Here is a 23303-nt window from a genome sequence, read left to right as displayed (position 1 = left end):
GATTCCGTAGCTCAGCTGGTAGAGCATTACACTTTTAATGTAGGGGTCCTGGGTTCGAATCCCAGCGGGATCACAAAACAAACAGGCTGTTTAAATTTAATTTAAACAGCCTGTTTTATTTTTTGTATTTATGTACAGTCTGTAACATACAGACATTCTAATTTTTAATTTAATTTTATGACAGTAAAACGTAGCGCAGCTCTTGGGTTTATATTTGTTACCATATTGGTTGATGTAATAGGCCTGGGTATTATTATACCTGTAGTACCTAAGCTAATTGAAAACTTAACAGGCGAAGGTTTAAGTGAAGCTTCGCGTTATGGCGGTTGGCTTATATTTTCGTTTGCCGTTATGCAGTTTATATTTTCACCTATTTTGGGTGGATTAAGCGACCGCTTTGGGCGCAGGCCTATATTATTGCTTTCCTTATTGGGTTTAGGGCTCGATTATATTTTCCATGCTTTTGCACCCTCTATAGCCTGGTTATTTATAGGCCGTATTATAGCAGGGGTAATGGGTGCCAGCTTTACTACTGCCACTGCTTATATTGCCGATATAAGCACACCTGAAAACCGTGCGCAAAACTTTGGCCTGGTAGGAGCTGCTTTTGGTTTAGGTTTTATTATAGGGCCGGTAATAGGTGGTTTAGCCAGTAAATGGGGAGCCAATGTACCCTTTTTAGTAGCAGCAGCTTTAACCTTATTAAATGTATTGTATGGCTATTTTGTATTACCGGAGTCGTTACCTGTTGCAAACAGGCGCAAGTTTGAATGGAGCAGGGCTAATCCTATTGGCTCATTAAAACACTTAAAAAAATACCCCGTTGTTTCGGGTATGGTGGCCAGCTTGGTTTTATTGTATTTAGCTTCACACGCGGTACAATCAAACTGGAGTTTTTATACCATGTATAAATTTAGCTGGAACGAAGAAATGGTAGGTTATTCATTAGCCGTAGTAGGTATTTTGGTAGCTTTTGTGCAAGGTTATTTAATACGTATACTTATGCCTAAGTTAGGCCATAAAAACTCTATTTATATTGGTATAGCCATGTATGCTTTAGGCTTATTGCTATTTGGTTTGGCCTGGCAAGCCTGGATGATGTTTGCTTTTTTAGTACCCTATTGCTTAGGCGGTATAGGCGGACCGGCTATACAAGGTTTGGTTTCAAACCAGGTGCCCTCCAATGAACAAGGTGAGCTGCAAGGCGCTTTAACCAGCTTAATGAGTTTAACTTCTATTGCAGGCCCTTTAATTATGAATAATTTGTTTGCTTACGCTACCGCTAAAGATTCAATGTTTTATTTACCCGGTGCTCCTTTTTATTTAGGTTCTGTTATGGTGTTTGTTGCATTGGTTTTAGCCATGCGTACCCTATCAAAACATACCCATGTCATTATAGGTAAAGAGGTTAAATAGTTTTATTTATTGCGCTTTTTGCTGGTTTCAATAAGAAAAAACGGCTCAGCTAAAATAAATTAGCCAAGCCGTTTAGTCAAAAAAAAATATAACCACGAAAAACTCCTTTGTTGAAATGTATAAGGCCTGCTAAGCAAACCTTATACATGTTTTATGTCTAAATACTAATGAAAAAATGTTCCTGTTTATTCTTTTTTAGGCGTCCCTGTTTTGGGGCCTCTTTTTCTTTCACTTTTCTTTACACCACCAGCCATTTCGTATTCATCGCTGTCTTTGGAGTATTTACTCCCCACGCCCGATAATACCCTGTCGCTGTAATCGTTTAATTCCTTTTCCATTACTTCCAATTCGTTAGCCATGGTATTGAGTTTTCCAATCATCAGGTTGTAGTCATCCAACTTTTTAGCTAACGCATCAATTTTTAACTGGTAGTTTTTTTCGCTAATGTCATTGCCCAAATCAAAGTTTGGTTCAATAGCACTTACCGCTTTTTTTCTGCTCGAAGCCTTGCTTAAAGCAGAAGATTCTCGCGTTTTACGTGTCATGATTTTTTATAATTAATTGCCGTCAATATTAACGGTATTATAAAAACGCCCTTGGTATGGTTTTCATATAAAACCAATATATTTTCTATTAAATATTTTGCAATGTATTGATTATTAGAAAAATATTTTTTTTGTAAAGCAAGCAATAGTGCTTTGTAAGCAGCTTTATTTTGTTATAAAAACAACTTCATTTGTTACCAATACATGTTCTTTTAAAAGTAATGCAAGTCCCTTTGTAACAAATGCAGGTCCTTTTGTTGCAAAGCCAATGGGTTTTATAACAAAGCTTTTCAATTTTGTTATAAAGTAAACTCCATTTATAATAAACCTAAGGTGATTTATTATAACAACCATAACCTATTTAACAAAGCCTATATCTTATAAAAGAAAGTAAACTATTGGTGGGTAAAATGTACTTTCTTATTTTAATAAGTAAATGGATATTGCAGTTAACAAAGGTTGATTAATCAAGACTAGAATGAAACAGAATGAAGCTGTGATATTAACATTAGAAAAGTTGGGTGGTATAGCTACTTTGGGCCAACTTAATCAAGAGGTCTTAAAAATAAAAGAGTGTGTTTGGAAAACTAAAACACCTTTTGCCAGTATTAGAAGAATAGTTCAATTAGATAAGAATATTTATAAAATTAAACCCGGTTTATATGGCCTAATAAGCTATAGGAAGTCGCTTGAGGATAAAGGAATAATAGAAGAAACGGAATTAAACAAGGACTTAAAAGAGGTTATTGAATTTAATCATTCTTATTTTCAAGGTTTATTATTAACAATTGGAAACTTAAAAGGATTAAATACATTTATTCCCAATCAAGATAAAAATAAGCTATTTTTAAATCAAAAATTGGGAGAATTAAGATCAATAAGTGAGTTACCTAATTTTACTTTTCAAAATCTTGTACAAAGAAGTTCAACAATAGATGTAATTTGGTTTAATGAAAGATGTTTACCCCATTCATTTTTTGAAGTTGAACATTCAACAGATATACAAAATTCATTATTAAAATTTAATGATTTGCAAGATTTTTATTCAAGAATGGTCATTGTAGCTGATGAAATTAGGAAAACTGAATATGAATCAAAGATTAAATATTCCTCATTTAAAGAATTAAATAAAAATAAACGTGTTGAGTTTTTAAGTTATAATGACTTGAATAAGCAATATGAGTATTTAATTCAGCAGCAAAATTTCAAATTCATTTTATGAAAAAATTTATCTTTATAACCAATGAAGGTTATACCTCAGCCCCTAATAAGCATATAGAAGTAAATAATTCACAAGTTATTGGAATTGTAGAAAACGTTGCCAATGAAGATGATGCTTTGAAGCAGCTACTAAAAGAAAATACTTGGATTTGGGAGTCAGGTTTCAATGTGGCTGAATTTAAGTGTTATCAAATTTTATAAATCAATATATCGACCTTCAATACCAGAGTTTTTTAGTTTAAGGGCATTTTCTTTTCCATAAGCAACAAAAACACTTGGTGCTCCGGGTGTTCCACCTTGTACACCACTAACATGGTAAAATCTTATTCTACCTTTAACAAATAAAAGAGCATCAGCTTTATCCCAAACATTTTCAAAAAAGCATTTGGTTTCTGTTCTGGCAAAAATAAGTGCTATTCCGTTTTTATGTTCTTGAAGTTTAGATAACCAAAGATGCAAATCTTTTCCATATGGTGGATTGCAATAAACTCTTCCAATCCAAGGTTTGGTTAATCCATTATCTTCAATGGTGTAATTAACTTTTGCATGAAGAAACGGAGCATTAATGGGACTGCATGGGTCCAAATCAAATTCTCCAAGTTTTTTTACTAATTCGGGTGGTGTTAACCATTCTACTTTAGTTTGTTCTGACCGTTCAAAAGATGTATTCATTTATTATGATTTAGATCTAAAGTGAGATCAATTATTTTCCTAAACAAATAATTGTTTCAATTTTTTTTCAACATGGTTTATCTTGTTTAATCTTTTAAAATTCACTGAATTCAATCCTAAATTTTTTATATCATAAACAATCCCCAACAAGCTATTTCCATTTGCTGTTTTTTACATCATGAAGCGATAGGTAAATAACCACAATAAAAAACCTTGAAAGAAGGCTCTTCCAAGGTTTTTTATTGTAAATGCTTACACACTTATTTTAGTGCATTTTATCAATAGTTGTTGTTTTAATTAGTAACTAAAAAATGATTTCTTTATCAACACCTTCTATTCTAATTCTTACTTTACCTTCCTTATTTGTTTTAAGTGACGATAAGTCAAAGGATAGTTTTTCTGTAAAAAAGGCTTGACACATTTCCGGTTTTCTGTTAATCAGTTTTAAACTAAAAGTAGGTATATCGTTGTATAAATCAGGTGAGCCCACCAGTTCAAATGCTTCGGTGTTATTATCGCAACCATTGAAGGCTGCCTCCAGCATTAATTGGCTTCCATCTATTTGGGCGCTCATTACATGTACACCCCCTGTTTCTAGTTGGTCATAGTCGGGAGTAATTATTACACCGCCTTTCGGGTTTTTAATATCTACGGCAGTAATAAAATCAATGCTAGCTCTGGTAAAATCCAAATTAGCTATTTTGCAGGTCAGTTCAAATCCTTTGGTGCCTCCCGTATATTTACTAAAGGCTAGTTCTACTCTGTCGCCTTCTTTAAGCGTAACAGGGTAGATTGGCATAAATGTTTGCTCGCAAGGCTGTAATAACTGCCCATCATCGGTTCTAATCCATAAGTTTTCATCGTAAATAGAATGACCACAGTCAAATCTTTCCATTACGCCCATTACTTTGGTTGGTGTGTTCCCGCCATTTCCTCCTCCGCCATTTCCGCCTTTACCTTTGCCACCCAATCCATCTTCATCGCCATACCATCCTTTTTTACAACTACCCAGCGTTAAGCCAAGAATCATTGCCAATACTATCATTGGCTTCATCATTAAAATTGTTTTTTTCATATTGTTTATTTTTTTAAGTGTTCCCTTTTGACTACCCTCTTTTCCTTTTTGCTGCATGTTTAAATAATGGTCATGGCTTTTTTACAATGCACTTAAAATTATTTGACTTGAACCGGAATGCTATTGATAATTATTTTATTATTGCCCAATTGTATGAAAGAATCAAAGCGTAACATTTTGTTTTTGGTATTGGGCTCTTTTTTTATAGCCAATGCTATCATTGCCGAGTTTATAGGGGTTAAAATATTTTCGTTAGAGGAAACCTTTGGTTTTAACCCGGCTAATTTGGGCATTGGTAGTTATAGCCTTTCGTTTAACTTAACAGCAGGGGTTATATTATGGCCTTTGGTGTTTGTAATGACGGATATTATTAATGAGTATTTCGGGCAAAAGGCGGTACGCTTGTACAGTTATATAGCAGCTGCACTTATTTCGTATGCTTTTTTAGCCGTGTACTTAGCCATGAAAACGGAAGGAGCAGCCTTTTGGAAAATAAAAACCTTGGAAAACGGTACTTTGGATATGGGCTTGGCTTATAACAATGTGTTTGGTCAGGGCCTTTGGATTATTATAGGTTCCTTGGCTGCTTTTTTAGTCGGACAAATTATAGATGTGAAGGTATTTCATGCGGTACGTAAAGTAACGGGTGAAAAAAAACTATGGTTACGCGCTACCATCAGTACGCTTGTATCGCAATTGATTGATAGTTTTGTGGTATTGTTTATAGCCTTTTATATAGGTAAGTTAAATACGCCTGACCAATGGCCTTTGAGTCAGGTATTGGCTATAGCTACTGTTAATTATATTTATAAGTTTACCATAGCCTGGCTTATGATTCCGCTTTTGTATTTTGTGCACAAAGCCATCGATGCTTATTTGGGTAAGGAACTGGCTCACCAAATGGTAGAGTCAGCCGCTGCTGAATAAATGATTTTCTGGCATTATTTTTTCCTATCAAAAACTGCCTTACTTTGCAGTCCTTAAAAATGAATAAAATAGTCGAGTTTTTTAAACTAGGAATTATTGATAAATACATCATGCGTAAGTATTTATCTACGTTCTTTTTCTGTGTGTTGTTGTTTACATTGATTGCCATTTTTATTGATATATCGGAAAAAATGGATGATTATATCAAACGCAAACCACCTTTATCGGTTTTAGTATTCGATTATTATATCTGGTTTATACCTTATTTCATGGGTTTATTCAGCCCCGTATTTTTATTTCTTTCCACTATATTTTTTAACTCGAAACAGGCGCAGAATACGGAGATAATAGCGGTGTTAAACAGTGGTGCTCCTTATTACCGCTTTTTAAAACCTTATATATTATCATCGGCTTTATTGTTTGTAGTTTTTTTATTGGCCAATATGCATTTAATGCCCATAGCCGATAAACACCGACTTAAGTTTGAAGACGACTGGATACATGAAAAGGTAGTTACGCAGAACAATAACATTTATTATATGATTAACGATTCATCGGTTATACACATGGAGTCGTATAATTACCTGGATAGTGTGGGCTACAATTGTACCATTGAAGGTTACTCTAAAAATAAAATATACAATAGAATATTTGCTACGCGTTTGCTTTGGAATAAAACCAAACAGTTGTGGACCTTGGAAAATGTACAACAACGTTTGTTTATTGGTAACGATGAACCCTTGCGTAAACTGGCCAGCTTGGATACGGTTTTAAAAATTAAACCCGATGAATTTGTGTTAAAGGCCAATTATGTATCGAGCATGACCAATCCGGAACTGAACGAGTATATCAGGAAAGAAAAAAGCAAAGGTGCTCCCGTACATAAGTTTATGGTGGAGTTGTACAAAAGAGTAGCGGTACCTACTTCATTTTTTATATTAACTATTTTGGCGGTAGCTGTTTCAAGCAAAAAAAGCAGGGGAGGCACAGGGGCGCATATAGCGCTGGGTTTTGCTCTAACTATTACCTATTTGTTTTTAATTCAAATATTTAATGTAATGGGTTTTACAGCCGTATTGCCGCCAACGCTGGCTGTATGGATTCCGCCCGCTTTCTTTTTAATAGTAGCTTTGTTTCTTTTAAAAACAGCCCCTAAATAATTAACGCATTTGCTAAAAACCAATAAACTTCTCCGCTTACATTTTATTGTTTTTCTATGGGGCTTAACGCCTGTTTTAGGGAAATTGATCAGTTTACAGGCATTGGATTTGGTTTGGTGGCGTTTAATACTGGCTTCGCTTAGTTTGTATGTTTTTGTTTTATACCGTAAGTATAAATTTGATATCCGCTTAAAGGAAGTTTTTGAATTGCTTTTTATGGGTTTAATAGTGGGCTTGCATTGGTTTTTCTTTTACCATGCTATTAAAGTATCTAATGTTTCCATTGCCATGGCAGGCTTTAGCACCATGACATTGTTTGCTTCATTTATGCAACCACTGCTGTTAAAGAAAAAGTTTTTTTGGGGCGATGCCTTTTATGGTATTGTTATATTTATTGGCTTAGCTATTATTTTAAGTTTTGATTCGGGTGCCTTTTTAGGCGTTATTTATGGGGTACTGGCAGCTTTAACAGGTGCTTTTTTTGGTACTTATAACGGTAAACTCATAACCAAACATAATAGTTCGGTTATTACGCTGGTTGAGTTTATAGGGGCTTTTATTATTATTACGCTGGTTAAGTTATTTATGCAATCCGAATCATTTTTTCCGTCACTAAGCACAGAAGATTTTATTTGGCTGCTCATTTTAAGTGTGTTATGCACCACAGTTGCTTTTACCATGAGTGTAGAGATAATGAAATACTTTACACCCTTTACGGTTATTATTACCAATAACTTAGAACCTATTTACGGGGTGGTGTTTTCTCTGCTATTGTTTGGCCAATCGGAAATAATGAATAGCCAATTTTATATTGGAGCACTTATTATTTTGATTTGTGTTTTTACTTACCCGGGTTTTAAACGCAAATTTGATAAAAACTAAACCATGCAAATCCAATTTTTATTTTTATTCGTAAATTAATACGTGCAGTTTATGAATTGAGTAAGGCATTTGGTAAAGTATTTATTAAGATGTAAATGAAGTTAAAAAAATGCTTTCTTTTTTCAATTAAAATTCATATATATTTGCGCCACAACAGAAAATAAATGAAAATATTACGTATACTTTTTAATAACAGTTCAAATATTCCGCGTTGGTTAATATTTGCTTTTGATATTGGAATCTGCGCTTTTGCTTTTGTAGCATCTGTTATTTTACGTTTTAGTTTACGAGTTGACGATAGAACTTTAGAGTTAATTATTAAAGTGCTTCCTATTATAGTTTTGGTTAAAGCTGTATTTATGATGTACTTTAAACTGTATACCGGTATTATACGCCATACAAGTGTGCAGGACGGAATTAAAATATTGTACACCACCCTTTTTAGCAGTGTAGGCTTGGTATTCATTTCTATTTTTTATAAAGTATTTTATGCCAGTCAAATTACTTTTATACCTACCTCTATTATTATTCTCGATTTTATTTTAACTACCTTTTTCCTTGGCTCGTTCCGCATATTTGTTAAATTATTATACCTTAAAACATCGTATCAAAATAAAGGTAAGGTAGTTAGCTATGCTATTTTTGGCGCAGGAGAAGCAGGTATTATAACCAAACGTAAACTGGAACAACACAGTGGTTTTAATAATAAAATTGAAGCCTTTTTTGATGATAACCAAAGTAAAAAAAGAAAATCAATTGAAGGTGTGCGCATTTACGACTTTGACGATGAGTTGGATGAGGTTTTACGCAAGTTTAATATTGACCACGTAATTATAAGTGCGGTTAATATGAGTAAAAACCGTAAGCAGGAAATTATTGACAAATGCCTTTCAAGCAATATCAATGTAATGAGTGTTCCTCCTGTTGAAAAATGGATTAACGGGGAATTGAGTTTTAACCAGATAAAAACGGTTAAGATTGAAGACTTAATAGAAAGAGATACTATTGAACTGGATATAGACGCTATTGGCAAAGAGTTAAACAATAAAGTAATTATGGTAACAGGTGCTGCAGGTTCTATTGGCAGCGAAATTGTGAACCAGTTATGTAAGTTTAAAATTAAAAAAATTGTAGCTGTTGATTGTAGCGAAATTGGTTTGTACCAGTTGGAATCGTCTATAGCAGAAACACTTAATAAGCAGTCGAATAAACTAATAGATATATTGGTAGCAGATATTACCAATAAAGAAAGGATGAAAGCCATCTTTGAAAAGTATCATCCTGATGTTATTTACCATGCTGCCGCCTACAAACACGTGCCTTTAATGGAAAACAATCCATCGGAAGCAGTAAAAACCAATGTAGGTGGAACTATAGCCATTGCCAATTTTGCGGTAGAGTATAAAGTAGAAAAATTTGTAATGGTAAGTACTGATAAGGCAGTAAACCCAACCAATATAATGGGAGCCTCTAAACGTATTGCCGAAATTTACGTACAATCATTAAATAACCACGCCAAATTAAACCAGACCGGTACTACCAAGTTTATTACTACCCGTTTTGGTAATGTATTGGGTTCAAGTGGTTCTGTTATTCCACGTTTCAGAAAACAAATAGAAATGGGAGGGCCTATAACGGTTACCCATCCGGAAATTACCCGTTATTTTATGACCATTCCTGAAGCCTGCCAATTGGTATTGGAAGCCGGATTTATGGGGCAGGGAGGCGAAATATTTATTTTTGATATGGGTAAGTCGGTAAAAATTATAGACTTAGCTAAAAAAATGGTGAAGCTTTCGGGTTTAACCTTAGGAAAAGATATTCAAATAATATACTCGGGTTTACGACCGGGAGAAAAAATATACGAAGAATTATTGAATGATGATGAAAACACCATGCCTACCCATCATTCTAAAATAATGATAGGAAAAGTACGTCATTATAATTTTGAACAAGTGCAAACAGATGTAAATTCATTGCTTGATTTATACAAAAAGCAAAACCAAATGGCTATTGTATCAAAAATGAAAGAAATAGTTCCGGAATTTATCAGTAAAAACTCTCCATTCGAAAATCTCGACAATCAACAGGAATTAAGTGATATTACTGTTGAAAAGCTTCTGCAAAAATAAAACACAAAGATTTACAGCATGTTTTAAATAGATTTTATCTAAATAATATTTATTTATTAACAGCAAATCATCCGTCATTTAACTTATTATATTCGCATCTTGTTAAGCCTAGACTTCATTGATAAAAATCAGTGATGTGCTACACTTAACAACATATAGATTTGTAAAGGTATTGTAAAATAAATTATAGATGAGACTTAATAAAATAGTACTATTTTTAACGGCCCTTTTATTAGTAACAAAATTATCGTTTGCTGATGTTGCTGAGGGAGAAAAATTATTCAATGCAAATTGTACGGCTTGCCACGCTATAAACGACAAAGTTGTTGGCCCTGCTCTAAAAGACATTGATAAAAGACAAAGTGAAGCTTGGCTTATCAAATGGGTTAAAAACTCACAAGCAGTTATTAAATCAGGCGATGCTTACGCCAATAAAATCTATAATGAGTACAATCAGTCGCAAATGACTGCTTTCCCTCAGTTAAGCGATGACCAAATTAAATCAATTTTAGCCTACGTTAAAACAGGTGGACCTGCTCCGGCTGCTGCAACTGCAGGCGCTGAAGGTGGAGCTGCTCCTGCAAACGGAGACGGTGGTTTTTATACCCAGGGTATGTTAATAGGCTTATCCATTTTTGCTGTTATTTTAATAGCCATTATTTTTATACTTGTTAATATTCGTAAAGTAATTGAAAACATTTACAACGAAAAACATCCTGAAATGGCTGAAGAGCCTAAAATTCACTGGAAACAAAACAAAAAAGCCATCCGTTACAAATTGTTTGTTAAACACCCTGTAGTAGGTACTTTAGCGGTAGGAGCAGTAATTACTATTGTTTTAGGTTTATACGGTTTTGATTTTGCGAACAAAGAAGTAGGTGTACAAAAAGGATATGCGCCAACGCAACCTATTAATTACTCACACGAATTACACGCAGGTAAATACAAAATTAATTGCCAATACTGTCACTCAAGTGCCGATAAAAGTAAACAAGCTTCTATACCTTCGGCTAGTACTTGTATGAATTGCCATATGTATGTAAAAGCAAAAGATAAATACAATGGACAAGTTTCACCTGAAATTCAAAAAATTTATAATGCAGTAGGTTACGATGCTGAAAAAGGTGCTTATATAGCCGGCTTTAAACAACAACCTATTAAATGGATAAGAATTCACAATTTACCTGACCATGCTTATTTTAACCACTCTCAACACGTTAAAATTGGTAAAGTAGAGTGCCAAGCTTGCCATGGCCCGATTGAGAAAATGAAAGTAGTAAGCCAACAACGCAGCTTGCAAATGGGATGGTGTATTAACTGTCACCGTGAGGCTAAAGTTGATGTAGCTAATAACGATTACTACGAAAAGTTACACAAAGACTTAAAAGCAAGTAACAAAGATTTTATCACTGTTGCTCAAAATGGTGGATTAGAGTGTGCTAAATGTCATTACTAATCAAAATTTAAACAGGTTCAAATTTTATTAAGGAAGAAAAAATTATCAATGGAAAATAAAAATAAATACTGGAAAGGTTTAGAAGAGTTAAACAACGATCCAAAATTTGTTACTAGCAAAAAAAATGAATTTGCACAAGGTATTCCTTTGGAAGAAGTATTAACTGACTCTGACGGAGAATTACAATCTAACAGACGTGATTTCTTGAAATACTTTGGTTTTAGTATTTCGGCTGTTGCTTTAGCTGCTTGTAACAGAACTCCTGTAAAAAATGCAATTCCTTATATAGTTAAACCAGAAAATATAACCCCGGGTATACCTAACTGGTATGCTACTACTTGTGGTGCTTGCTCTACAGGATGTAGTATTTTAGTTAAAACACGCGAAGGTCGTCCGGTTAAAATAGAAGGTAACAGCGAATCGCCAGTATTTAAAGGTGGTGTTTGTGCTACAGGCCACGCCAGTATTTTAGGTTTGTACGATAACGAGCGCTTAAAAGCACCTCGTAGCGGTAGCAACGAAAGTACCTGGAAAGCAGTAGATGCTGATATTACTAAAGCTTTAGCTTCAGCTAAAAATATTAGAATAGTTACAACAACTATTACCAGCCCATCAACTAAAAAAGCCATTGCTGAATTTACAGCTAAGTATCCATCAACAAAAACAGTTGGTTACGAAGCCATTTCATATGCAGCATTAATTGAAGCCAACCGCGTTGCTTTTGGTAAAGCAGTTGTTCCTTCATATAACTTTGATAAAGCCAATGTAATAGTAAGTTTTGGTGCTGACTTTTTAGGTACTTGGATTTCACCGGTTGAATACACTAAAGGTTGGGCTAAAAACCGTAAGGCTGAAAACAAAAAAATGAGCCGTCATTTGCATTTTGAAAGCAATTTATCGCTTACGGGTTCAAATGCCGATTACCGTTTCCCTATTAAACCTTCGATGGAAGGAGCAGTTTTATTAAGTATTTACAATAAAGTGGCTGCTGCTTCAGGCGCACCAACATTTAATGTGCCTACTATTGAATTAGCTGTAAACTCGGTTGATTTAGCTGCTAAAGAATTAATAGCTGCTAAAGGTCAATCATTAGTAGTTTCGGGTTCAAATAACCTAGACAATCAATTATTAGTAGCTGCTATTAACGGCTTATTAGGCAATATAGGCACTACTATTGATTTAGATAATTACTCAAACCAAGCCAGTGGCAATGATGCAGCTTTTGAAGCATTTGTTGCTGACATGGAAAGTGGTGCTGTTGATGCAGTAATTTTCTACAATACAAATCCTGCTTATAGCTACTACAATGCTGATAGATTTAAAAAAGCATTAGCCAAAGTGGGAACGTCAATTTCAACCAATGCGTCAACTGACGAAACAGGTGAATTATGTAAATTCCAAACCCCGGATAACCATTACTTAGAAAGCTGGAACGATGCTGAACCTAAAGTAGGTTACTTTGGTTTAACACAGCCAACTATTACTAATGTATTTGATACCCGTCAGGCACAAGAAAGTTTATTAACTTGGGCTGGTAATACCACTGATTTTTACACTTACGTAAAAAACAACTGGCAGTCATCTATATTAATGGCAGGCGAAGAGGCTTGGAACAAAGCTTTACATGATGGATTTTATGTAATGGCTCCAAAAGCAGTTAGTTCAGCTACAGCAGCTCCTTTAAGCAGCGAAATAGCTAACAGAGTAACTGTTAATTATGTAAACAACAAAAACAATACTGAATTAAAATTATATACCAAAGTAGGTTTAAGCGATGGAACACATGCTAATAACCCTTGGTTACAAGAATTACCTGACCCAATTAGTAAAGTTTGCTGGGATAATTACTTAACCATTGGTAAAGTAACTGCCGACAAATTCCAATTAAAAGATGGTGATGTAGTTACTTTAGCTGTTGGTAATAACAAAATTGAAGGTTTACCTGTATTAGTTCAACCTGGTCAAGCCAATTCAACTATTGGATTAGCCGTTGGTTACGGAAAAACGCATGGTAAAGTAGCTTCGCATTTTGGTAAAGGTTTAGGTAAAAATGCTTTTGGTTTAGTTTCATTAGAAAACGGTAACTTTAAGTACAATGCCAGTGAAGCGATTACTTTAACCAAAACTGGCGATGATTACGAATTAGCGCAAACTCAAACTCACCATACTATTGAAGGCCGTAATTTATTACGTGAAGCTTCGTTAAACGAGTATATTAAAAACCCAAGTGCAGGTAATAACGAGCATGCTCATATTATTTCATTATGGGAAGAGCATGATAGCAAAGGACACAAATGGGGTATGGCTATCGATATGAATGCTTGTACTGGTTGTGGAGCTTGTGTGGTAAGTTGTTCAGCTGAGAACAATGTACCTGTAGTTGGTAGAAAAGAAATATTAAACAGTCGCGAAATGCACTGGATACGTATTGACAGATACTATAGCTTTAAAGATAGCAAGGGTGTAGTAACTACCAAAGAAAAAGAATTAGATAAAAAAGGCAGCGATGTTGATTACGAAAATGTTTCGGTAATGTATCAACCTATGATGTGCCAACATTGTGGTCACGCTCCTTGCGAAACAGTTTGCCCTGTATTAGCAACAGTTCATAGCTCAGAAGGTTTAAACCAAATGGCTTATAACCGTTGTGTAGGAACCAGGTACTGTGCAAATAACTGTCCTTATAAAGTACGTAGATTCAATTGGTTTAAATACAGAGAAAATGATCAATTTGATTTCCATTTCAATAATGATTTAGGTAGAATGGTTATCAATCCTGATGTAACTGTTCGTTCTAGAGGGGTTATGGAAAAATGTTCTTTCTGCGTTCAACGTATCCAAGCCGGTAAGTTAAAAGCTAAAATTGAAAACAGAACAATGGTTGATGGTGATGTGAAAACAGCTTGCCAACAATCATGCCCTGCAGATGCTTTGGTTTTTGGTGATATGAATGATGCTAACAGCGAAATTTCTAAATTATTCAAAAACGAACGTAAATATGTTCTATTAGAAGAGTACAACGTTCAACCTTCAGTTGGTTACTTAACTAAAATAAGAAACGTAAACGAACCTATTGCCGGTGAGCAAAAAGCTCCAGTTGCGCATCATGAAGAAAAACATGAGCCTGCTAAAGAAGCTGCGCACGAAGCTCATTAATCAAAATTTATTAATCAATTAAACAAAAATTTTAAAATAATATAATTACATGTCATACGAATCACCAATTAGAGATTTGCTCGTAACAGGTGGTAAAACCTACAGTGATATTACGAAAGAAATCACTCGTCCAATAGAAAACAAACCGTCAAAAGGTTGGTGGATTGGATTTGGTTTATCAACTATTGTTTTAGCAATTTGGATTTTTGCCACTACTTATACCATGCTAGTGGGTTTAGGAGCCTGGGGTTTAAATAAAACTGTGGGTTGGGCTTTTGATATTACCAATTTCGTATTTTGGGTAGGTATTGGACATGCCGGTACTTTAATTTCAGCAGTATTATTATTATTCCGCCAAAAATGGCGTATGTCTATTAACCGTTCAGCAGAAGCAATGACCATTTTTGCGGTAGTTTGTGCGGCATCATTTATTTTATCTCACATGGGTCGTCCGTGGGTAGCTTATTGGCCTATTCCGCTTCCAAATGCTTTGGGTAGTTTATGGGTAAACTTTAACTCACCTTTGGTTTGGGACGTATTTGCAATCTCTACTTATTTCTCAGTATCATTAGTATTCTGGTATGTAGGTTTAATACCAGATATAGCTACCGTACGTGATAGAGCAACCAGTAAAGTACGTAAATTCTGGTATGGTTTCTTTGCAATGGGTTGGAATGGTTCAACTAAAGTATGGCACAGATATGAAGTAATCAGTTTAATATTAGCGGCTATTTCTACTCCCTTGGTACTTTCGGTTCACTCAATTGTATCTATGGACTTTGCTACTTCATTAGTACCGGGATGGCATACAACTATTTTTCCTCCTTACTTTGTTGCGGGAGCTATCTTCTCGGGATTTGGAATGGTATTAACTTTATTGATTGTTGCCCGTGAAGTATTAAGCTATAAAGATTATATTACTGAAGCGCATTTAGATGCAATGTGTCGTGTAGTAATGTTAACAGGAACAATGGTAGGTTTAGCTTACATTACTGAGTTCTTTGTGGCTGCATACTCTGGTGTTGAATATGAGCAATATGCTTTCTTAAACCGTGCTTTCGGTCCTTACGGATGGAGTTACTGGATAATGATGGGATGTAACTTGGTGGCTCCTCAGGTATTCTGGATTAAATGGGCACGTACTACACCTTGGTTTATTTTCATTATGTCAATTATTGTGAATATAGGTATGTGGTTTGAACGTTTCGTAATCATCGTAACTTCGTTACATAGAGATTTCCTTCCTTCAAGTTGGAGTATGTATACACCTACTCTTGTTGAGGTATCTATTTTAATTGGTTCATTTGGATTGTTCTTCTTCTTATTTTTCTTATTCATGAAGTTTTTACCTTCTATTAACATGAGTGAGTTGAAAAGTATTGTTAAAACTAAACATGCTTTGGAATTAGAAAAACAATACACTGAATTATTAAAAAACAATCACAAAATGCCTAATCACGCACACGAAACGAAAGGAGATTCAGTTCATGGACACTAATAAAGTAATTTTAGGAATTTATAACGACCCTGACCATATTTATGATACAACTAAAAAGTTGATTCATGATGGGTACAGAGTTAGAGATGTATACTCGCCATTTGCTATTCACGGAATGGACAGAGTATTGGGAATTAAAAGATCAAGATTAACAGTTGCTGCGTTTTGTTTTGCTATGACCGGTATTGTATTGGCTTTAACTTTACAATCATATGCTTCTTATTTTGATTGGCAAATAAATGTAGGTGGTAAACCTTCATTGCATATACCAACTTATATTCCAATAACATTTGAGTTGGCCATTTTATGTACTGCCTTTGGTATGGTGGGTTGCTTCTTTGCTGTTAACAAAATGATTTGGGGTAAAAATGCTGATATTATTGATATCAGAGTTACTGATGATTTATTTGTAGTAGCTATTGATGTGGTACCTAACAAAACAGATATAACTGAGTTAAGTTCATTATTGAAAAATAATGGAGCTATTGAAATAAGAGAAAGGGAGTTTGAAGACTAATACTATGAAATTAAAAAATATAAGTATAGCTATTTTATTAGGTTCGGGTATGGCTTTTATAGCCTCATGTACGGCCGGAGGTGATAATCCGGGATTAGAGTATGCACCTAATATGTACCATTCATTTGCTTATGAGCCTTTGAGTCAGGAAGAAGATAAACCAAATACTATTAACCCTAATGGTATGAATATGCGTTTACCTGCAAAACACACTATTGCACGTGGTCAGGCTGATTACGCTACTTATGATTTTCCTAAAACAACGGAAGCTTATGAAGCTGCCGGTGCTCTGAAAAATCCGCTAAGTGCTACTGTTTACAATTTAGCTGAAGGTAAAAGATTATACTCTATTAACTGTACTCCTTGCCATGGCGAGGACGGACAAGGAAATGGAACTATAGTTGCTGATGGTAAGTTTCCTAAAGTACCAAGTTATGCAGACAGGCTTCCAACTATTAATGATGGAAAAGCATTTTACTCTGTTAAATATGGTAGAAACTTAATGGGTGCTTATGGTACTGTATTAAGTCCTAATCAAATATGGCAGGTAATACACTATGTTAATACTTTTAAAACTACTGCAAGTGCTCCAAGTGCTGCTGCTGATAGTACCGTTAAAAATTAAGTTGAATTAATTATTTGAAAAAAAATTATGTCACACGATACACATATAGAAATTAAAGAAGAAAAATATACAGTAACTGAAGGCAATAAAAAGTGGTCGTACGGTTTGATGATTGTTGGGGTGCTTTTAACTATACTTGGTTACTTTACTTATCATCCTTCTATTGAAGGAATAAGTGCTGAAGATGCTCACCATTTAGTTGCTAAAAGGTTTTGGGGTAATATGTTGATAGATAGCTATTTCACTTTTATTATTGCTACCTGTGCTATTATTTTTGTTGTTATCAGCCAGTTGGCTAACGCAGCTTGGTATGTAGCTATTCGCAGAATTCCAGAGGCAATGAGTACCTACATGATAATTGGTGCCAGTTTTTTATTGTCCATAATATTAATTAACTTTTATGTATTACATGGCGGTATTTACCATTGGGCACACCCTGGTGTAATGGAATCAGATCCATTATTAGCTAAAAAAACTTGGTATTTAGCACAACCATTTTATTTGGTTCGTTTGGTTTTATTTACTGCTTTCTGGATTTGGGCTGCTGCTCAAATTAGAAAAAACTCACGTAACGAAGACTTAATAGGTGGTGTTGAAAATTTTGATAAAAACTTTAAACTATCAACTTACTTCTTATTCATATTTGGTTTTACTTTCTCTATGCTTGCATGGGATTTAATGATGAGTATTGATGCTCATTGGTATTCAACTATATTCACTATTTATAACTTTGCTACCGGTTGGGTAAGTGCTTTAACAATTACTTATTTATTGGTATGGTATTTAAGAAGCAAAGGTTATTTAGCAGGTGTTGTAACTGATGAACACCAACACGATTTAGGTAAGTTTATGTTTGCATTTTCTGTATTCTGGACATACATGTGGGTTGCACAGTTCTTATTAATCTGGTATGCTAATATTCCTGAAGAGGTAGTGTACTACAAAGAGCGTATGTTTGGTTCGTATCAATTCAATTTCTACTTAAACTTATTGTTAAACTTTGTTACACCATTCTTTATTTTTATGATGCGTGATGCAAAAAGAAATAGAAAAGTAGGTTATATTGTAGGTGCGGCTTTACTTATCGGACATTGGAATGATTGTTTCTTAATGGTTATGCCAGGAGCAATGGATTTACCAACAGCTATTACTCCACATAATCCTACAGGTTCAATAGAAATTCCAAATCAGGGAATTGGTTTTATGGAAATAGGTTTATTGTTATTCTTTGCAGGATTGTTTTTAACTGTTGTGATGAAAGCTTTAACCAAAGCTAATTTGTATCCAACACGCCATCCGTTTATATACGAAAGTGCTATGCACGATGTAGGGGTTTAAAACTATTTGTTTTTAACCTGATAAATGAAAAGCCTCAACTTTATAAGTTGGGGCTTTTTTATTTTATGGACTAATAAATTGTTAATTAATTATTAAGTAATTATGAGTTAATTTGCTGTTTAAAGCCTAAAATTATATTGAAAAATACCTTACAATTTTATTTACGTTTATTGGCCTTTTGGTTGTTCTTTTTCATTTGCCAGCAAATTTCATTTTTACTCATTAGCTTTAGTAGCTTACATGCACCTTTAGCTGAAATTTTGTTTTCGTTTAAAAAGGGTTTGATTTTAAACTTAGCTACGTGCGTTTATTTAGTTAGCTTACCTGTTTTACTAAGTATTATAAGTTGGTTTACCAATTGGCAACCCACTTTAAATAAAATTGTCCAATACCAAACACGCCTATTTATTGTTATTTGTTGTTTTGTAGGTAGTACTGATGCCGGTATATTTAAAGTATGGGGTACTAAAACAAATGCCAAGGCTTTATCTTACATGGCCTATCCTGATGAAGTATTGCCTGCTTTATTTGCGGCAGAGAATATTGGTTTATTTGCTATTATGGCGGTTCAAATGATTTTGTTTTGGTGGTTGTTTAATAAAATGTATAAACCATTAACCCAACGTAAAATTGATATTAAACTAAAAGTAATAACTCCTATTATAGTATCATTTGTTTTGGTGATTATGGCTCGCGGAGGTTTTCAACGAGTACCTATCAATAGAAATCAAATATTTTTTTCAGCTCATTCCGTTTTAAATTATGCTGCCTTAAACAGTTTTTGGAATTTTGCCGATTTGTTTCTCAATCCTATTCCCTCTCAGCATAACCCTTATGTGTTTTTTGACCATGAAAAGGCTAACCATTTGTTGCATGAAATGCATCAGGCAAAGCCGGATAGCGTGCAAAAAATATTAAATACCAACCGACCTAATATAGTTGTTATTATGTTGGAAAGTTGGTCGGCTGATGTAATTGAATGTTTAGGAGGTGAGAGGGGTATTACACCTAAGTTCTGTACCTTAAAAAACGAAGGCCTGTTTTTTGATAAATGTTACGCCACAGGTGATAGGACAGAACAAGGTATGTTGGCTATATTAAGTGCTTATCCTGCGCAACCTATTAGTTCTATTATAAAGGAATTTGGCAAATTTGATAAACTACCAAATTTGTATAAGGTAATGAATGAAAACAATTACCATACATCTTATTACAACGGAGGTCGTTTGCAGTTTGATAATATTGAAGCTTATTTACGTGCCGCAGGTGTTAAAACAATGGTGGGTGAGGATGACTTTAAAATTAATAAGCGAACCAATTGGGGTGCTTATGATGAAGAGACTTTTACTAAACACTTATTAGATTTAAAACAAACCCCTCAACCGTTTTTCTCTGTGTTAAGTACTATGACTACACACGAATGGTTTGATGCGGCTATACCACAATTGTTTAAAGGTGACAGAGACAAATTAAATGATGGATACAGAAACACCATGCATTATGCTGACTCTTGTTTATATGCCTACTTACAAGAAGCAAAGAAATCTGACTGGTATAAAAATACGGTGTTTGTTATTTTAGCTGACCATGCGTGTAAATTTCCAAGGGGTAGAAATATATATGAAGTGGAACGACATCATATACCTATGTTGGTTTGCGGTGGAGCTTTGAATAGTGAATGGGTTGGTAAAACCAATAGCCATGTTATTTCACATACTGATATTGCTGCTACTTTATTAGGACAAATGGATATTGCTAATGAGCATTTTAAACGAAGTAAAAATATATTTTCTCAGCAAACACCTCATTTTGCCTATTATGCTTTTGATAATGGGTTTGGTTTGGTTACAGATACGCACCAAATTATTTATGACCATAACCAGCAAAAGGTGGTTTATTCAAATAAAAATAATGATTCATTGGTCAACAACCATTGGCTACAGTACGGAAAGGCATACTTACAAACCAATTACCAGGATAACGTAGATTATGCTACCGTAAAAGCGAAGGTGTTTTAGATGGATTATTATTTGTTAAAGAGCTTTATTGCAGCGGTTTTATGAATATAAATATAGGGCTTGCATATATTGTATATATTGACTTTATTGCAATCGGAATCAATTAACATGTTTTGTAATAATTCATTTCGTTAATTATCCTTCACTGAGCTATTGTTTATAGCATCAACAAAAATCAAAACTAATTTATAGTAAAAACTTTACATTATTACATGTACGACACCACTAGTTTAAATCAAATGCTCGTTTCTGAGCTAAGAGATTTGGCGCTTTCTTTAGAAGTGCAAAATGTTACCGAATTAAGTAAACAACAATTAATTGACAGTGTTTTGCAAGAGCAAAGCAAAACAACAACTGATAATAACGCTGATGATGCGTCACCTAAGAAAAAAGGCCGTCCGCGCAAAGCAAAATCAACAGAACCAACTTTGGCCCTTTCTACTAACGTTACGGAACATACAGAAGAAGTACGTAACGAGCCTGAAATGGTTAACCATAATGAATTAAAACCTATTGAGGAGAAAGTAGAATTGGATGGAAATGTAAATACTGTTATTGAAAATAATAGTAATGAAACAAAAACAACCGGTGAACTTAATGGAGAAGGAAACGGAAATGGTGAAAATACTCAGGCTCCGGAAAACAATACTAACCCTCAGGTAAGAGAAAACAGACAAAAACCTTGGGAGAAAAATAAACAAGACAGACATAACAACAGAGAGAGAGAAAAACAAGAATATGTTGAACTGGAAGGTATAGTTACATGTGAAGGTTCATTGGAAACAATGATGGATGGATATGGCTTTTTACGTTCGAGTGATTATAATTATATGTCATCGCCTGATGATGTATATGTATCTCCATCGCAAATAAAATTATTTGGTTTAAAAACGGGCGATACAGTAAGAGGTACTATTCGCCCTCCAAAAGAAGGTGAAAAGTATTTTGCTTTGATAAAAGTAGAATCCATTAATGGAAGAATACCTGCAGAAGTTAGAGATAGAGTAGCATTTGAACATTTAACGCCTTTGTTTCCCGATGAGCGTTTGCATTTAGCTGATAATGCATCAACCTATTCAACACGTATTATTGATATATTGGCACCAATAGGAAAAGGACAACGTGGTTTAATTGTTGCACAACCTAAAACAGGTAAAACCATTTTATTAAAAGAAATAGCAAATGCTATAGCTAAAAATCATCCGGAAGTATATTTATTGGTATTGTTGATTGATGAACGCCCAGAAGAGGTTACTGATATGCAACGCAGTGTTAGAGCTGAAGTAGTTGCCAGTACTTTTGACGAGCCGGCTGAAAAACATGTTAAGTTAGCTAATATGGTTTTAGAAAAAGCCAAACGTATGGTAGAGTGTGGTCACGATGTAGTTATTTTATTGGATTCAATTACACGTATGGCCCGTGCATTTAATACAGTGGCCCCTTCGTCAGGTAAAGTATTATCAGGTGGGGTAGAAGCTAATGCATTGCACAAACCAAAACGTTTTTTTGGTGCAGCACGTAAAATTGAAAATGGAGGTTCGTTAACCATTATAGCTACTGCTTTAATTGATACCGGTTCTAAAATGGATGAGGTAATTTTTGAAGAGTTTAAAGGAACGGGTAATATGGAATTACAGTTAGATAGAAAATTAGCTAACAAACGTATTTACCCTGCTATTGATATTGTTTCGTCAAGTACCAGAAGAGATGATTTATTGTTAGATAAATCAACTATTCAACGTGTTTGGGTATTGCGTAACCATATTGCTGATATGAATGCAGAAGAGGCGATGAATGTGGTATTGAATAATATGAAAAATACAAGATCGAATGAAGAGTTTTTAGCCAGTATGAATAACTAACAAAATTCTATTTTAAAGATACAATAAAAAAAGCCACTTGTTTTTAAACAAGTGGCTTTTTTTATTGTATTAATTGTAGTGAAAATGATTACACAATTACACTTGAATTGATTGGGCCTATTTATTAACAAATATTTTTTGAACGATTACTTTACCTTCAATGGTGGTAGCGTTTAAAGTATAAAAACCCGGAGGTAAACTCAACTCAATATTTTTCTTTCCATTGATGGTTTCAATTTCTTGCACAAAGTGTTCATTACCCAATAAATCAAATATGGTGATGTATATGGTTTCGCTCATTACATTGCTTAAACCAATGGTGAATGTTCCACTATTAGGATTAGGAAAAACACTTAAGTCAAAGTTTCCTACATTTCCTAAATCAATGGTAGCGGTTTTTGAATAAGTGAATCTGCCATCAAAATCGGTTTGTTTAAGGCGATAGAAAATAGTATTAGCATTTACAGTATTGATATCATCAATTAAACTATACTGTGAAGTTTTAGTGCTATTACCCGCACCTTTTATATTGGCTATAGGATAAAATGTTTTACCATTTTCGCTTCTTTCTACAGTAAAAAAATTATTGTTAATTTCCATTGCGGTAGACCAATTGAGTTTTACTTTTTTGTTGGCCAGTTGCGCATCAAAATTAAGTAGGGTAATAGGGAGGGAGGTTGCATTTACGGTAAATGAATCGCGTAAGCACGAGTAAGTATCGGTTACATAATAAACAGTAGTTCCATTGGGTGGTAATACTTTTATGGTACGCGATGTTTGGCTTGTGTTGTTCCAAGTATAAT

At 34.3% G+C, this 23303-nt stretch carries 19 protein-coding genes and 1 tRNA gene; 16 read left to right on the top strand and 4 right to left on the bottom strand.

Going from position 1 to position 23303, the window contains the following annotated elements; translation table 11 throughout:
• Positions 1 to 73, top strand: a tRNA-Lys gene (locus V4538_14890).
• A 104-nt stretch (positions 74 to 177) separates the two neighbouring features.
• Positions 178 to 1416 carry a TCR/Tet family MFS transporter gene (locus tag V4538_14885; GenBank protein MES2382330.1) on the top strand — a complete coding sequence of 413 codons (1239 nt, stop codon included), beginning with the start codon at positions 178 to 180 and terminating at the stop codon, positions 1414 to 1416.
• A gap of 185 nt (positions 1417 to 1601) precedes the next feature.
• Here the strand turns inward: V4538_14885 and V4538_14880 are convergent, their stop codons facing one another.
• A complete protein-coding gene (locus tag V4538_14880; GenBank protein ID MES2382329.1) occupies positions 1602 to 1961 on the bottom strand; it encodes a hypothetical protein in 360 nt (119 codons plus the stop codon).
• Between the two features lie 478 nt (positions 1962 to 2439).
• On the opposite strand from V4538_14880, the gene V4538_14875 reads away from it, so the two are divergent.
• Positions 2440 to 3183, top strand: coding sequence for a hypothetical protein (locus V4538_14875; protein MES2382328.1), 744 nt, complete (start codon positions 2440 to 2442; stop codon positions 3181 to 3183).
• A complete protein-coding gene (locus V4538_14870) occupies positions 3180 to 3383 on the top strand; it encodes a hypothetical protein (GenBank protein ID MES2382327.1) in 204 nt (67 codons plus the stop codon). The genes V4538_14875 and V4538_14870 overlap by 4 nt, the downstream gene beginning before the upstream one ends.
• On the opposite strand, the gene V4538_14865 is transcribed toward V4538_14870, so the two are convergent.
• Positions 3378 to 3854, bottom strand: coding sequence for a DNA N-6-adenine-methyltransferase (locus tag V4538_14865; GenBank protein ID MES2382326.1), 477 nt, complete (start codon positions 3852 to 3854; stop codon positions 3378 to 3380). The two genes, V4538_14870 and V4538_14865, sit on opposite strands and share 6 nt — an antisense overlap.
• A gap of 304 nt (positions 3855 to 4158) precedes the next feature.
• Positions 4159 to 4929 carry a hypothetical protein gene (locus V4538_14860; GenBank protein MES2382325.1) on the bottom strand — a complete coding sequence of 257 codons (771 nt, stop codon included), beginning with the start codon at positions 4927 to 4929 and terminating at the stop codon, positions 4159 to 4161.
• A gap of 153 nt (positions 4930 to 5082) precedes the next feature.
• Between V4538_14860 and V4538_14855 the strand changes: the two genes are divergently transcribed.
• From V4538_14855 to rho, 12 genes are all read left to right on the top strand, one after another.
• Positions 5083 to 5856, top strand: a complete 774-nt coding sequence (locus V4538_14855; protein MES2382324.1) for a queuosine precursor transporter — start codon at positions 5083 to 5085, stop codon at positions 5854 to 5856.
• Between the two features lie 59 nt (positions 5857 to 5915).
• Entirely contained in the window at positions 5916 to 7016 is a 1101-nt protein-coding gene (locus V4538_14850) for an LptF/LptG family permease (GenBank protein ID MES2382323.1), read from the top strand.
• A gap of 9 nt (positions 7017 to 7025) precedes the next feature.
• Positions 7026 to 7898, top strand: coding sequence for a DMT family transporter (locus V4538_14845; GenBank protein ID MES2382322.1), 873 nt, complete (start codon positions 7026 to 7028; stop codon positions 7896 to 7898).
• A 164-nt stretch (positions 7899 to 8062) separates the two neighbouring features.
• A complete protein-coding gene (locus V4538_14840) occupies positions 8063 to 10030 on the top strand; it encodes a nucleoside-diphosphate sugar epimerase/dehydratase (GenBank protein ID MES2382321.1) in 1968 nt (655 codons plus the stop codon).
• A 190-nt stretch (positions 10031 to 10220) separates the two neighbouring features.
• The gene (locus tag V4538_14835; GenBank protein ID MES2382320.1) at positions 10221 to 11486 is read left to right on the top strand and encodes a c-type cytochrome; all 1266 of its coding nucleotides are present in this window, start codon (positions 10221 to 10223) and stop codon (positions 11484 to 11486) included.
• A gap of 48 nt (positions 11487 to 11534) precedes the next feature.
• Positions 11535 to 14642, top strand: coding sequence for a TAT-variant-translocated molybdopterin oxidoreductase (locus V4538_14830; GenBank protein ID MES2382319.1), 3108 nt, complete (start codon positions 11535 to 11537; stop codon positions 14640 to 14642).
• Between the two features lie 49 nt (positions 14643 to 14691).
• The gene (nrfD, locus tag V4538_14825) at positions 14692 to 16140 is read left to right on the top strand and encodes an NrfD/PsrC family molybdoenzyme membrane anchor subunit (GenBank protein ID MES2382318.1); all 1449 of its coding nucleotides are present in this window, start codon (positions 14692 to 14694) and stop codon (positions 16138 to 16140) included.
• Positions 16130 to 16657 carry a DUF3341 domain-containing protein gene (locus tag V4538_14820; protein MES2382317.1) on the top strand — a complete coding sequence of 176 codons (528 nt, stop codon included), beginning with the start codon at positions 16130 to 16132 and terminating at the stop codon, positions 16655 to 16657. The genes nrfD and V4538_14820 overlap by 11 nt, the downstream gene beginning before the upstream one ends.
• A 4-nt stretch (positions 16658 to 16661) precedes the next feature.
• A complete protein-coding gene (locus tag V4538_14815) occupies positions 16662 to 17282 on the top strand; it encodes a cytochrome c (GenBank protein MES2382316.1) in 621 nt (206 codons plus the stop codon).
• Positions 17283 to 17309: 27 nt separating this feature from the next.
• Positions 17310 to 18620, top strand: coding sequence for a quinol:cytochrome C oxidoreductase (locus V4538_14810; protein MES2382315.1), 1311 nt, complete (start codon positions 17310 to 17312; stop codon positions 18618 to 18620).
• 137 nt (positions 18621 to 18757) lie between these two features.
• Positions 18758 to 20638 carry a sulfatase-like hydrolase/transferase gene (locus tag V4538_14805; GenBank protein ID MES2382314.1) on the top strand — a complete coding sequence of 627 codons (1881 nt, stop codon included), beginning with the start codon at positions 18758 to 18760 and terminating at the stop codon, positions 20636 to 20638.
• A 212-nt stretch (positions 20639 to 20850) separates the two neighbouring features.
• Positions 20851 to 22500 (top strand): transcription termination factor Rho, encoded by a 1650-nt coding sequence (gene rho, locus V4538_14800; GenBank protein ID MES2382313.1) that lies wholly within the window; start codon positions 20851 to 20853, stop codon positions 22498 to 22500.
• Between the two features lie 117 nt (positions 22501 to 22617).
• Here rho and V4538_14795 read toward each other — a convergent pair.
• On the bottom strand, positions 22618 to 23303 hold a 686-nt coding region (locus V4538_14795), incomplete at its 5' end, for a T9SS type A sorting domain-containing protein (GenBank protein ID MES2382312.1).

It is taken from the genome of Bacteroidota bacterium (assembly GCA_040388375.1).
GTDB lineage: Bacteria > Bacteroidota > Bacteroidia > UKL13-3 > UKL13-3 > JAAFJM01.
Note: the sequence above shows the minus strand (reverse complement) of the source record. Positions and strands in the feature narration are given on the sequence as shown.